We start from the raw sequence: 13576 nt of genomic DNA on the forward strand, positions 1-13576 counted from the left end.
GGGATGTATCCATGACAATTTTTTGATTGTATGGACCGACCTGCCTACGATCGGCACATTCCGCGCCCCCAACCCCACGACAGCCCCCGCCATGCACATCGCCATCCTCACCTTCGAAGGCTTCAACGAACTCGACTCGCTCATCGCGCTGGGCGTGCTCCACCGCATCAAGAAGCCGGGCTGGCGCGTGACCCTGTGCTGCCCGAGTCCGCAGGTCACGTCGATGAACGGTGTGACGGTGCATGCGCAGTCCTTGCTGGAAGAAGCGCGCCATGCGGATGCCGTCGTGATCGGCAGCGGAAGCAGGACGCGAGAGGTTGTCGGCAACCCCGAGTTGATGGCGCGCCTGGCGCTGGACCCTGCGCGCCAGTTGGTCGCCGCCCAGTGCTCCGGCACCTTGATCCTGGCCAGGCTCGGGCTCGTGGGCAGCGTGCCGGCATGCACCGACCTGACCACCAGGCCGTGGGTGCAGGAGGCGGGCGTGGAAGTGCTGAACCAGCCCTTCTACGCACGCGGCAACGTGGCGACCGCGGGTGGGTGCTTTGCCGCGCCCTACCTGGCCGGCTGGATCATCGCCCGCACCGAAGGGCTGGAGGCCGCGGCGGCGGCGCTGCACTACGTGGCGCCTGTGGGCGAGAAAGAAGCGTACGTGGCCAACGCGCTCGGCAACATCACGCCGTACCTGCCGAAGCAAGGCAGCGCGGCCTAGTTGCGTTGCTGGAAGACGGGCACGTGCACGTTCCACTTCTGCGCGGGGTTCACGGCCCGCGTGCAGACCACCGAGATCACGCGACGGCTGTGCTCCGACAGCTCGCCGCCCTTGGCGTTCGAGAGCCAGCGGATCGTGTCCCACCGGGCCGTCAAAGGCACCGCGCACCTCGGCACCAGAACCTTGAGGTTCGGCTCCATGGCTTCCCAGGTGCCTTGGGTCTTGGCGTTCTCGCGGGCGACGAACTCGCGCGCCGCCTCGCGTATTTCGTGGAGGCCGTGGACCGTGTCGCTGGAGCGCATGCCCTCGATGCCCGACGCGGCGAGGCAGTGCACGGAGGCCGTCAGGCACGAGAGCGCAACGAGGCGCAGCAGGCGGCGAAAGAAGTGCATGGTTTCATGGCGGAAAAAGCGGAAAAAGCGGCTCAAGCTGAAGTCTCGCCTGGCCGAGGTCACGGCGCCCCTTGCAACGCGTCGACCAGAAAGTCGACCATCACGCGCACCTTCGCGCTGAGGTGCCGACGGCTCGCGTAGATCGCCAGGATGTCGATCGGGGGCATGCGATAGCCGGGCATCACCTCGACCAATCGCCCGGCCTGCACATCGTGGCCCACCACGAAGCTCGGCTGCCAAATGACGCCCGCACCCGCAAGCGCCGCCGCGCGGGCGGTGTCGCCGTTGTTGGCCCGCAGGGCCCAGCGCACCCGCACGGATTGCAGCGTTCCGCCAGGGCCGGCAAACTGCCATTCATCGGATGTCGCACCGTACGTGTAGCCCAGGCACAGATGCCGCGCAAGGTCCGCCGGGACCTCGGGCATGCCATGGGTCGCAAGGTACGCGGGCGACGCGCAGACCAGGTTTTGCGAACACCCCAGGCGGCGCGCGATGTGGTTGCCCGACGTGGCGCGCGAGATGCGGATGGCCAGGTCGTAGCCCTCTTCGACGATGTCGACCACGCGGTCGATGAGCGCAATGTCGAGCTCGACGTCGGGGTACTTCGCCATGAACCTGGGCCACAGGGGCGCCAGCACCAGGCTGCCGAAACTCAGCGGCGCATTGATGCGCAACCGCCCGCGCGGCTGCAGCGATGCGGTGGTGGCCAGCGCCTCGGTTTCCGCCACTTCTTCGAGGATCGACCTGGCCCGGTCGAACAAGGCTTCGCCGCCTTCGGTAAGCGACAAGCGGCGCGACGTGCGGTTGATGAGCCGCGTGCGCAGGTGGGCTTCCAACTCGTTGACATAGCGCGTCACGTTGGCCGGCGAAGTGTCCAGGGCATCGGCCGCCTTGGTGAAACTGCCCCGCGCCACCACGGTGACGAACACCTCGTATGCACGCAATCGGTCCATGGGCGTCGGCTCCAATCATTCAGAAAAGCTGAATGAGTAAACCACTTTTGAGGCCTTTCTGAAAGCGAAGCTGAAACATAAATTCACGTCCACCCTACCCACCGACAGAAAGGACCTCCACATGACCGACACCCAACCCACCCCGAGCCGCCGCGCGCTGATCGCAGGCGCCCTCGGCATCGGCGCCGCCCTGACCCTGGGCCGCGCAGCGCACGCCGCCCCTGCCGCCGACGCGGTGCCGGGCTTTCGCGCAGGCACCGCGGACGTGAACGGCACCCGCATCCACTACCGCATCGGCGGCAGCGGGCCGGCCGTCGTGCTGCTGCACGGCTACGCCGAGACCGGGCACATGTGGAACCCGCTGATGCCGCTGCTGGCGAAAACGCACACCGTGGTCGTGCCCGACCTGCGGGGGGCGGGCGATTCGTCGAAGCCTGAAGCGGGCTACGGAAAGAAGAACATGGCTGTCGACATCCACGAACTGGTCCTGTCGCTCGGCATCCGCAGCGTGAGCATCGTCGGCCACGACATCGGCCTGATGGTGGCGTACGCCTATGCGGCGCAGTTTCCTTCGCAGACCGACAAGGTGGTGCTCATGGACGCCTTCCTGCCCGGCATCGGCGCATGGCAGAACGTGTGGCTCCTGCGCGACCTGTGGCATTTCCATTTCCATGGCGCAACACCGCTGGCGCTGGTCAAGGGGCGCGAGCGCATCTACTTCGAACATTTCTGGAACGACTTCGCGGCCGACCCCAGGCACTCGGTGCCGCAAGCCGATCGCCGGTTCTACGCCAAGGCCTACGCACAACCCGGCGGCATGCGCGCCGGATTCGAGTACTTCAAGGCCTTCGAGCAAGACGCGGCGGAGTTCGCGGAACTGGGCAAGACGCCTCTGCCCATGCCGATGCTGGTCCTCTCCGGTGAAAAGGCCGGCGGAACCTTCCTGATCGAACAGGGGAAGATGGTGGCGACCGACGTGAAGGGCGTGATCGTGAAAGGCTCGGGACACTGGTTGATGGAAGAGGCGCCCGACCAGGTCATTCCGGCGTTGATCGACTTCCTCGGCTAGCGCAAAGTCAGGCTTCGTTCGAAACGGGTGCACGAGCACCGAACTCGATGGACACAATCGTTCGGCCCATCAACCCATCACCCCATCAATCAACCAACCAAGGAGATCGACATGGATTTGCAACTGAACGGCAAGCTGGCCCTGGTCAGTGGCAGCACGGCCGGGATCGGCTACGCCATTGCGCGCACGCTGGCCGCGGAGGGCGCAAGCGTCATCGTCAACGGCAGGACGCAGGCGGCGGTCGACGAGGCGGTGGAGCGCATCCGCTCGGAGACGAAGGGCACGGTCGTCGGCCATGCCGCGGACCTGAGCCGGGCCGATGCGGCCGAGGAGGCGGTGCGCCGTCACCCCGGCATCGGCATCCTCGTCAACAACCTGGGCATCTTCGAGGCCAAGGCTTTCGAAGATATTCCCGACGAAGACTGGCGGCGCTTCTTCGACGTCAACGTGTTGAGCGGCGTGCGCCTTGCGCGCCTGGTGCTGCCGGAGATGAGGCGGGCGAACTGGGGACGGATCATCTTCATTTCGAGCGAAAGCGCGGTGCAGATCCCGACCGAGATGATTCACTACGGTGTGACGAAGACCGCGCAGCTTGCGGTGTCGCGCGGGCTTGCGGAGTCGGTCGCCGGGACGAACATCACCGTCAACAGCGTGCTTCCGGGCCCGACGAAATCGCGCGGTGTCGGCGACTTCGTGGAAGGCATGGCGCGGTCGAGCGACAAGAGTTTCGAGCAGGTCGAGGCGGAGTTCTTCGACCACGTTCGCCCGACGTCGCTGATCAAGCGCTTCGCCTCGCCGCAGGAGGTGGCCTCGCTCGTGGCGTATGTGGCGAGTCCGCTCGCGTCGGCGACCACGGGCGCGGCGCTTCGCGTCGACGGCGGCGTCGTCAAGAGCGCGTTCTGACGAAGGCACGCCGAACATTGAACCGAGTGCGGCTCGACGGAACTTGCCGCACATCCTTGGAAGCAGCCGACCCCGCCTCACCCCGGCTGCTTCCGACGGTGCCGCTCGACCCGCGGCGGCGAAGCCGCCAGGCCGCCAAGCCGCCAAGCGCCGCCTAATTCGTGTCCCAGACAATGCGCCCCATGCCCCCCCGCAACCGCATCGTCCCCCTCATCGTCGCCTCTCCGCTCTTCCTGCAGAACCTCGACACTTCGGTGATGGCCACCGCCCTGCCGACCATCGCCGGCGCGCTCGACGTGAGCGTGCTGCACCTGAACCTGGCCATCACTTCTTACCTGCTGAGCCTGGCCGTGTTCCTGCCCGTGAGCGGCTGGCTGGCCGAGCGCTTCGGGGCCCGACGGGTGTTCTGCGTGGCGGTGGCGTTCTTCTCGCTGGGCTCCACCTTGTGCGGCGCCGCGCAGACGCTGCCGCAGCTGATCGCGTTCCGCGTGCTGCAGGGGCTGGGCGGCGCGATGATGCTGCCGGTGGGCCGGCTCATCCTGCTGCGCAGCGTGCCTCCCGCACAGATGGTGTCGGCCATGGTGTGGTTCACCGTGCCACCCGCGTTCGGCCGGCTGGCCGGGCCGCTGTTCGGTGGCGCCATCGTCACGCTCACGTCGTGGCGGTGGATTTTTCTCGTCAACATTCCCTTCGGCCTGCTTGCCATTGCCGGGGCGCTGCGCTTCATCGACAGCGACCTGCCCGAAGACAGCGCGCACTCGCCCTTCGACATCGAAGGCTTCGTGCTGCTGGCCGTGGGGCTCACCGCGCTGCTGGGCAGCCTGGAGATGGTGGGCAAGGCCCTGCTGCCGGTGCCGGCCATCTGGGCGCTGGCGGGCTTCGGCGCGCTGGCCTCGCTGGTGTATCACCTGCGCAGCCGCCACAAGGCCAGCCCGCTGATCGACCTGGGCATCTTGCGGTTCTCGACGTACCGCGCATCGATCGTCGGCGGCACGCCGCTGCGCATTGCGATCGGTGCCTCGCCGTTCCTGCTTCCGCTGATGCTGCAACTGGGCTTCGGGCTGTCGCCGCTGGCCTCGGGCAGCCTGACGATGGCCACGGCACTGGGCTCGCTGGCCACGCGCACGGTCATGGCCCGCGCGATTCGCACGGTCGGGTTCCGCTCGCTGCTGGTGGGCGCCACCTGCCTCACCTGCCTTTGCTATGTGAGCTACGGCCGCTTCAAGCAGACCACGCCGCATGTGCAGATTTTCATCACGCTGCTGTTCGGCGGGCTGGTGAACTCGATGGCGATGGTGTCGCTGCAAACGCTGGGCTTCTCGCAGATTCCCAAGCCCCGCATGAGCCATGCAGCCACGCTGAACAGCATGGCGCAGCAGCTGTCGCTGAGCCTGGGCGTGACGCTGGGCGCCTCGCTGGTCACGCTGGCGGCCTGGTGGCACGGCAGCGGCGCCCAGCTGACGGCGGCCGATTTTTCGCCGGCCTTCGGCGTGGTGGGGGCGATGACGCTGCTGTCGCTGCTGTCTTTCACCAAGCTCTCGAAGGACGAGGGGGCGGGGTTGCGCTGACACGGCGCCGCGTGGCCTGTGCGTGAAGAACCTCAGCCGACGATCCGCTCAACCCAGCACCGCCAGCAAACTGGCAACCCCGAGCCCCACCGCGGCGAGCGCATCGCCGGCGATCAACCCGCCGCCGAACAGCGACGCGCTGTTCATGTCCTGCGGCGCATCGTGCCGCGCGGGCGCACGCGACGACCACACGCTGCCTGCGACCCCGCCCGCGCCGAGCCACAGCGACGTGGGCAGGCTGACGAAGCCGCCGAAGGACAGCGCATAGGGCGACGGCAGCACGATGGCGTCGAGCACGAAGCTGCGCGGACGCAGCCACTTGCGCAGCACCTCGATCGCCAGGCCCGCCGCCATGCCCACGCCGATGGCCGTGCGCTGGAACGGCAGGTCGGTGGTCAGGCTGCGCAGCACGCCGACGAACTTGTACGTCATGGCCGAACTCCATTCCGCCGGCTGCTGGTCGGCCTTCAGCACCGTCTGGTCCTGCAGCAGCACCGGGTAGGCGGCCATGAAAAGCCGCGCGAAGACCACCGCCAGCACCGCCCCCACCACGACGCCCAGCACCTGATAGCGGAACTGCACCACGCGCGAGGTGCCGAGCCGCCAGCCGGTCGAGCGGTCCTGCTGCATGTCGCAGGCCACGCCGGTCGCCACCAGCAGCACGGCACCGGCCATCAGGCCCACGCCGGGGTCGCGCAGGCCCAGGGTGGCAAGGATGACGATGGTCACGACGAACGCCGAAGAGATCGGGTTGGCGTCGCTCACGCCCACCGAGATGCCGTTGACCAGCGCGAACAGGAACACCAGCGCCACCGCCGCCGCGAGGTAGAACACGGGCTGCCCCAGCAGCCAATGGCCGCAGGCCACGGTGGCGCCCGCCCAGAACACCACCCACAGCACGAGGCGCCGGCCGCCGATGCCCAGCCCGGCACCGGCGACGTTCGCCGCGGGCTGCGGCGCATCGAGCTCGGCCTGCCGCCGCGCGCGCGGCAGGGCCCGCGCGAAGATGAGCGCCATGTCCACCAGGGCCGCGCCCATGATCGCGCCGAGCGCAATGAGGAACATGATCTTGCGCGGCGGATCGCCGGCCTGGAGCCAGCCGATCGAGACGAAATGCGGCTGCATCGCCACGCCGATCAGGCCCCCCGTCACCGCCGGAATGCCGATGCGCGCGCCCACGACCAGTCCCGCGCCGAAGGTCGATGCCGACAACCCGATGGCGCCCAGCCAGGGCAGGCGCGCCGCGGCCAGCCCGGTCATCAACCCGAGACCCATGCCCCCGCCGAGCTGGCGCACCGAGCGCCGCAGCAGCGTGGGGTCGGTCAGCGCCCGCAGGATGTTGGCCACGGCCAGCCCCGACGGAAACGCCAGGCGCATGCGGTCGACCAGCACCGGCGTGTAGAGCATGCCCACGCCGACGCCGAACATGCCGACGCAGCCCAGGTACAGCACCATCTGCCAGGCCGGCGGCTGCGGCAGCCCCATCCACGCCATGGCCTGCAGCAGCACGCCCAGGCCGCTCATGCTGGCGACCGAGGCGGCGGCGGTCTGGATGTAGTTGGCGCCATGCCGCCCGCCGGCGCCATAGCCCGCGGTGACGACGGAGCCGAGCAAGCCCGCCAGCACCTGGCCGCCGACGAAGAAGCCGAGCGAGAGGTTCATGTAGGCCGCGGTCACGCCGGCCAACGGCCCCAGCACGAACATGCCCATGGCCGCCAGCAGCAGGTGATAGCGCCAGCTGCCCTCGACGGGCAGCCAGCGCCAGCGTGGGCCTCGGGGTGAATCCATGGGCACGGTGATCGCGCGCTTGAACTGGTGGCCGAAGACGGCCCGTCAGGCCGCGGTCGGCACCTGTGTGCGCAGCGCGGGCTGATCGGCCTCGGGCTGAGGTTGCAGCGGCAGCCAGAGCGTGAAGCGCGTTCCACCGAGGCCGGACTCCCAGCGCACCGCGGCGCCGATGGCCCGCGCGCGCCGCTGCTGGTTGTGCAACCCCCGGCCGCCGCGCTGCAGGGCCGCCTGCACATCGAAGCCCGCGCCGTTGTCCTCGATCACCACGCACACGCCCTGGCCGTCCGTGGCGGTGCTGAAGCCGATGGTCGTGGCCCGCGTGTGGCGCAGCACGTTGGCCACGCACTCCTGCATGATCCGCAGGATGTGCAGCGCACTGCTCGGGTCCAGCCAGGGCAGCGCAGGCACGGGCTGCACGTCCCAGCGCAGCGCCACGCCGGCGCTCTCGATGCGCGGCGCCAGGCGAAAGCGCAGGGTGGCCAGCAGCAGCAGCAGGTCGGCGTCCAGGCTCTCCATGGAGTCGATGGCCAGCTTCAGGTCGTCCATGCAGCCCTTCAGCACGCCGGACACCTCGGCGTCGTTCATGGCGCCCTGCTCCACCGACCGGATGGCGCTGATGAGCGACGAGCCCAGCCCGTCGTGCATGTCCTGCATCAGGCGCCGGCGCTCGGCACCGAGCATCTGCTGGTTCTCGATCACGCGCAGCCGCTGGTAGCTTTGCTCCAGCTCGGCCTCGCGCGCCCGCAGCCGCTGCGCCAGGCCGGTGTTCAGGCGGCCCACCTCGGCGAAGGCGTCGGTGTACCGCTGGAACATGATGTACGAGAAGATGAAGAACAGGCCGATGATGGCGTAGGGCGAGGTGTACACGCTCTCCGGGCTGACCAGGTTGTTCTGCAGCAGCCCGTCGTACGAGGTGAACACGACGGTGAACACGGCCCAGCCCGCCACCAGCCGCCCTTCGGGAAATTTCGAGCGCAGGGCCTTGCGCAGGTTCACCGAGAAAATCAGCACGGCCACGGGCAACACCACCAGGTTGAGCAACGGGGTGAACAGGTAGAGGCTGGCAATCGACCTGGACACGTGAGGCAGCGTGGCGACATTGCAGACCACCGTCAGGGCCACCGACAAACGGGTCAGCCAGACCGAGGGTTGCCGGTGCAGCCGCTGCAGGAAAAGGTGGATGAGAATGATCAGCCACAGCATCGAGGCCACGGTCATCCATTCGAACCACTCGTCCGAAACGGGCAGGTAGTCGCCGCTCACGAAGTAGTGAAGCATGCGCACGAAAGCCAGCGCCGAGATGACCGAAAACAGCAGGTAGAGCGATTCGCGCCGCTTGCCCGCCCACACGGCGAAAGCGAACGCGCCCACCGCCAGGAACGCGGCGCTGCCCATGAACGGCAATTGCACCTGCAGCAGCTGGCGGACCTGGTAGCGCCAGTTGAGCGAAGCCCGGTCGCCGACCCACGCCGTCGAAAATCCGCTGCCGCTGCTGCGCAGGCGGTCCACGCGAATGAGCACGGTCGTGGGCGCCGGCGTGCGTGCCGTCGCGTTCAGCGGCAGCAGCAGCGGATGGTTGAAGCCGTTGTGCACGGGGCTGCCCTGCGACTGGTAGAGCAGCACGCCGTCGCCGTACACCGCGATGTGGCCCAGGGTCTTCCAGCGCGGCAGGTAGAGCAGCAGCGGCTGCGCCGACGGGGCCAGCCCGGCCAGGTCGATGCGGTACCAGTCGGTGAGGGTCTGCACGCCGCCAGCCGGTGTGGGCACCAGTTCGCGCGGGGCCGTGTGCGGCAGGCCGACTGCGTTCCACCCTTCGCTCGGCAGCCCGGCGTCCTCGATGCGCCGCACCGGCGCGGAATAGCCGGTGCCGGGAACGGACAGCAGTTCGGCCCGGGTGATGTGGACCGCACCGTCGCGCTGCACCTGCACCTGCACCTGCACCTGCACCTGCACCTGCACCTGCACCTGCGCCTGCGCCTGCGCATCCGCTGTCGCCGGCTGGCTCGCGGCCATGCAGGACAGGGCGATCAACGGCAGGGCCAGCCACAGCTTCGCGGTCCACCCGCCGAGCCGCCACGCGTGCTTGCCGGGTAGCTTCACGGCAGCGGAAGAAGACCGAAGTGCGGGCATGGTGCGATCGAAGTGACCAATGGCGGGAACAGCCGGGAAGGCCGGCCATTATCCATACGCCTGCGCAATGGCACCTTCACACCTTCGCTCCCTCGCGCGACCTCAACTCACCATGTAGCCGCCGTCCACCGGCAGGATCACGCCGGTCATGAACGACGCGGCCGGCGTGCACAGGAACACGGCCGCGCGGGCCACGTCGTCGGGCGTGCCCCAGCGGCCCATGGGCGTGCGCGCCAGGATGGGGCCGGCGCGCGCCGGGTCGTCCTGCAGCGCCTGGGTCATCGGCGTGGCGATCCAGCCCGGCGCCACCGCGTTCACGCGAATGCCGTCCACCGCGTAGGCGATGGCCAGCGACTTGGTGAGCTGCGCCACCCCGCCCTTGCTGGCCGCATAGGCCGGCACCAGGCCGCCGCCGAAGAAGCTCAGCATCGACGCCGTGTTGACGATGCAGCCCTTGCTGGCCTTCAGCCGCTCGCGCGTGGCGCCGCACACGCGCATGGTGCCGGTGAGGTTCACGGCCAGCACTTTCTCGAACACCTCGATGTCGTGCTCCGCGCCGCGCTGCAGGATGCCCGCGCAGTTGAAGACGATGTCGAGCCGGTCGATGCCGGCCAGCGCCGCCTCCAGGCTCGCGCCCGAGCCGATGTCGGCCTGCCGGACCTCGACCGCCGCATCGAGCGTGCCGTCGCCGCCGCTGCGCCCCAGCGCCGTGACCTGCGCGCCGAGCGCGGCCAGGTGGTTGGCGATCACGGCGCCGATGCCCTGCGTGCCGCCGGCGACGAGTGCGCGCTTGGCGTTGAAAAGTCCGGGCTGGTAGGTCATGGTGTGTGTTGTCTCGGGAGGTGGCAATGTGCGTGCGCAGTGTAGACAGGCAACCGCGAAGGCCCGGGCCTCCACGAAATCTCCCAGATTGGTCGCCATCATTCCCCTGTCCGCTTGATTCCTCCGGCGGACACCTCCCTCCACTGGCCCTTTGCGAGATCGGGGCCATTCAGCCCGCCTTCGTGCGGGCTGTTTTTTTGGCTCGGCGGGCCGTCGATGCTCGCACCGACCCCGACCTGCTCATCCTGGCGCGCACCGCCGCGGCCGGGCCGCGGCTTCGCGTCGCGCTCTTCGCTCAGCACAACAACTGCCCCAGAAAAGCCTGCGTGCGCGCGTGCCGCGGGTTCGAGAAGAACGCATCGGGGGGCGCCATCTCCACGATCTGCCCCTGGTCCATGAAGATCACCCGGTCCGACACCTGGCGCGCGAAGCCCATCTCGTGCGTGACGCACAGCATGGTCATGCCTTCGTCGGCCAGAGAGACCATGGTGTCGAGCACTTCCTTCACCATCTCGGGGTCGAGGGCGGAGGTGGGCTCGTCGAACAGCATGAGCCTGGGCTTCATGCACAGCGCGCGCGCAATGGCCACGCGCTGCTGCTGGCCGCCCGACAGCTGACCCGGGTGCTTGTGCGCCTGGTCGGCGATGCGCACGCGCTCCAGCAGTTGCATGGCCGTGGCCCTGGCGGCCGCCGGGCTGGCGCCCTGCGCCCACACCGGGCCGATGGTGCAGTTCTCCAGCACGGTCATGTGCGGAAACAGGTTGAAGTGCTGGAACACCATGCCGACCTTGCGGCGCAGCGCGGTGATGGCCTTGGGGCTGCCGCCGGTGGTTTCGCCGTCGACCTCGATGCTGCCCTGCTGGTACTCCTCCAGCCGGTTGATGCAGCGGATCAGCGTGGACTTGCCCGAGCCCGAAGGCCCGCAGATCACGATGCGCTCGCCCTGCGCCACGTCGAGCTGCACGTCGCGCAGCGCGTGATACGGGCCGTACCACTTGTTCAGCCCCGTGATGCGAACCAGCGGCGCTTGGGCAGGGGAGGCGGGGGTTGCGGTGCTCATGGGGTCGGGTTCCGGAGTGCGCTCAGGGCTGCGCATCGCGTGCCCTGGCTTCGAGGCTGCGGCTGTAGCGCGACATCGAGAAGCAGAAGATGAAGTACACGAGGCCGACGAACAGGTACACCTCGGTGCCGAAACCCTGCCAGTCGGGGTCGGCCACCGCGCGCTTGGCGGCCGTCATCAGGTCGAAGATGCCGACGACGATGACGATGGAGGTGGCCTTGAAGAAGCTGATGAAGGTGTTGACGATGCCCGGCACCGCATGGCGCAGCGCCTGCGGCAGGATCACCAGCGCCATCTTGCGCGTGTAGCCCAAACCGATGGCGTCGGCCGCTTCGTGCTGGCCCTGCGTCACGGCATGGAGCCCGCCGCGAATGACCTCGGCCAGGTAGGCGCCCACGAACAGCGCAATGGCCACCTGCACGCGCAGCAGCTTCGACACCTCCACGCCCGCGGGCAGGAACAGCGGGACCATCACGCTCGCCATGAACAGCACGGTGAGCAGCGGAATGCCGCGCGCCAGCTCGATGCAGGCCACCGCAAAACCGCGCAGGGCCGGTGCCTTCCTGGCCTGCCGAGCCAGCGCCAGCGCCACGCCGATCGGAAAGCCCACGCACAGCCCCACGGTCGACAGCAGCAGCGTCACGGGCAGGCCGCCCCACTGGTCGTCGGGCACGGGGGTCAGGCCCAGCACGCCGCCCCACATCAGCACGGCGACCGCCGCGCCCGCCGCCAGCCACACCAGCGCCAGCCACGGCCGCCAGCTTCTGCGCCACATCGACAGCGCGTAGAGCAGCACCAGCACCACGCAGGCCAGGGCTGGGCGCCATTGCTGGTCGTACGGATAGAGCCCGAACACAATGAGCCGGCCCTTCTCGGCCACCACCGGCCAGCAGGCGCCATGCCCGGCCGCCGCGCGGCATGCGGCCAGCGCGGCCTTGGGGTCGCCATGGCCGAACACGGCCGACAGCACGCTCCACTCGAAGAAGGCCCATGCGCCCCAGCCGAGCAGCAGCACGAGCGCGATCGTCAGCACGCCCGAGGTCCAGCTGCCGAAGTAACTGCGCGCCACGGTCTGCGCAAGGCGCGTGCGCGCCACCGGGCGCGGCTGCGCCGCGATAGCCTCGGTCCGGATGAAATGCGTTGCCATGCCGCTCACCGCTCCCGCAAGGCAAAGCGCCGTTGCACCAGCTCCATCACGGCGCTGACCGCCAGGCTGACCACGACGTAGAACAGCATGACGAGCCCGACCACCTCGATCGCCTGCCCGGTCTCGAACAGCACCGAGTTCCCGATCGCCACCACGTCCTGGTAGCCGATGGCCACGGCCAGCGAGCTGTTCTTCAGAATGCCCAGGTACTCGCTGGTGACAGGCGGCATCGACAGGCGCGCCGCCTGCGGCAGCACCACCTTGCGGAACACCACGCCGCGCGTGAGGCCGATGGAGCCGCCCGCCTCCCACTGCCCGTGCGGAATGGCGAGGATGGCACCGCGCACGATTTCGGCGATGAACGACGCCGCATAGGTCGAGATGCCGATCAGCAGCGCCGCGTACTCCGGGCTCATGCCGATGCCCCCCGCCACGTCGAAACCGTCGACCCTCGGTATGTCGAAGGACGGCAGCCACTGCCCCAGCTCCCAGTGCAAGGCCGGCAGGAAGATGCCCCGGTTCGAAGCGATGAACAGGCCGAAGGGGTTGTACGCGTCGGTCGGCCCCGGCAGGTTGATGGCCAGCTGGTACCAGATGAAGATGTGCAGCAGCACCGGCACGTTGCGCATCGCCTCCACGTAGGTGGCGCACACCGCGCGCACCAGCGGGTTGGCGGACAGCCGCCCCGAGCCCACCAGCACGCCCACCACCGTGGCCAGCACGATGGCCGCGATCGAGATCTTCAGCGTGTTGACCACGCCGATCAGCAAGGCGCGCGCATAGCTGTCCTGCCCGCTCTCGAACGCCAGCGAGGCGTTGGCCACCGGCACGCGCGCCACCGCATGCAGGAAGTCGAAGCCCGACGCGATGCCGCGGGCATGCAGGTTCTGGCTGGTGGTGCGCAGCAGCAGGAACACCCCGATGCCCATCACGCCGAAGGCCGCGGCCTGCCACAGCACCAGGCGCAGGCGTTGCGCATTCATCGCCGAGGGCGGCGGCGGCACGGGTGGCTTCAGCGCCCGGTCCATCGGGCTC

At 68.8% G+C, this 13576-nt stretch carries 12 protein-coding genes; 4 read left to right on the forward strand and 8 right to left on the reverse strand.

The window, feature by feature from the left end:
* Positions 1-91: 91 nt before the first annotated feature.
* Entirely contained in the window at positions 92-709 is a 618-nt protein-coding gene (locus tag ACSFA5_RS03900; protein WP_435442693.1) for a DJ-1/PfpI family protein, read from the forward strand.
* Here ACSFA5_RS03900 and ACSFA5_RS03905 read toward each other — a convergent pair.
* Both ACSFA5_RS03905 and ACSFA5_RS03910 read right to left on the reverse strand, forming a co-directional pair.
* Positions 706-1101 (reverse strand): hypothetical protein, encoded by a 396-nt coding sequence (locus ACSFA5_RS03905; RefSeq protein WP_435442694.1) that lies wholly within the window; start codon positions 1099-1101, stop codon positions 706-708. The two genes, ACSFA5_RS03900 and ACSFA5_RS03905, sit on opposite strands and share 4 nt — an antisense overlap.
* Before the next feature lie 59 nt (positions 1102-1160).
* Complete coding sequence (locus tag ACSFA5_RS03910) at positions 1161-2054, reverse strand: LysR family transcriptional regulator (RefSeq protein ID WP_435442695.1); 894 nt, start codon at positions 2052-2054, stop codon at positions 1161-1163.
* A 121-nt stretch (positions 2055-2175) separates the two neighbouring features.
* On the opposite strand from ACSFA5_RS03910, the gene ACSFA5_RS03915 reads away from it, so the two are divergent.
* From ACSFA5_RS03915 to ACSFA5_RS03925, 3 genes are all read left to right on the forward strand, one after another.
* Entirely contained in the window at positions 2176-3123 is a 948-nt protein-coding gene (locus tag ACSFA5_RS03915; protein ID WP_435442696.1) for an alpha/beta fold hydrolase, read from the forward strand.
* Positions 3124-3234: 111 nt separating this feature from the next.
* On the forward strand, positions 3235-4026 hold the full coding sequence (locus tag ACSFA5_RS03920) for an SDR family NAD(P)-dependent oxidoreductase (protein WP_435442697.1): 792 nt from the start codon (positions 3235-3237) through the stop codon (positions 4024-4026).
* A 182-nt stretch (positions 4027-4208) separates the two neighbouring features.
* A complete protein-coding gene (locus ACSFA5_RS03925; RefSeq protein ID WP_435442698.1) occupies positions 4209-5594 on the forward strand; it encodes an MFS transporter in 1386 nt (461 codons plus the stop codon).
* Positions 5595-5642: 48 nt separating this feature from the next.
* Here the strand turns inward: ACSFA5_RS03925 and ACSFA5_RS03930 are convergent, their stop codons facing one another.
* The 6 genes from ACSFA5_RS03930 to ACSFA5_RS03955 all read right to left on the reverse strand — a co-directional run bounded on the left by ACSFA5_RS03930 (position 5643) and on the right by ACSFA5_RS03955 (position 13569).
* Positions 5643-7382 (reverse strand): OPT/YSL family transporter, encoded by a 1740-nt coding sequence (locus tag ACSFA5_RS03930; RefSeq protein WP_435442699.1) that lies wholly within the window; start codon positions 7380-7382, stop codon positions 5643-5645.
* A 45-nt stretch (positions 7383-7427) separates the two neighbouring features.
* On the reverse strand, positions 7428-9512 hold the full coding sequence (locus ACSFA5_RS03935) for a sensor histidine kinase (protein ID WP_435442700.1): 2085 nt from the start codon (positions 9510-9512) through the stop codon (positions 7428-7430).
* Between the two features lie 102 nt (positions 9513-9614).
* Positions 9615-10334, reverse strand: coding sequence for an SDR family NAD(P)-dependent oxidoreductase (locus tag ACSFA5_RS03940; protein WP_435442701.1), 720 nt, complete (start codon positions 10332-10334; stop codon positions 9615-9617).
* Positions 10335-10629: 295 nt separating this feature from the next.
* A complete protein-coding gene (locus ACSFA5_RS03945) occupies positions 10630-11394 on the reverse strand; it encodes an amino acid ABC transporter ATP-binding protein (protein WP_435442702.1) in 765 nt (254 codons plus the stop codon).
* Between the two features lie 22 nt (positions 11395-11416).
* Complete coding sequence (locus ACSFA5_RS03950) at positions 11417-12541, reverse strand: amino acid ABC transporter permease (protein WP_435442703.1); 1125 nt, start codon at positions 12539-12541, stop codon at positions 11417-11419.
* A gap of 5 nt (positions 12542-12546) precedes the next feature.
* Positions 12547-13569 carry an ABC transporter permease subunit gene (locus ACSFA5_RS03955; RefSeq protein WP_435442704.1) on the reverse strand — a complete coding sequence of 341 codons (1023 nt, stop codon included), beginning with the start codon at positions 13567-13569 and terminating at the stop codon, positions 12547-12549.
* Positions 13570-13576 lie beyond the last annotated feature (7 nt).

Origin of the sequence: Variovorax monticola (genome assembly GCF_051216855.1) — a bacterium.
In the GTDB taxonomy this organism is placed as follows: domain Bacteria; phylum Pseudomonadota; class Gammaproteobacteria; order Burkholderiales; family Burkholderiaceae_C; genus Variovorax.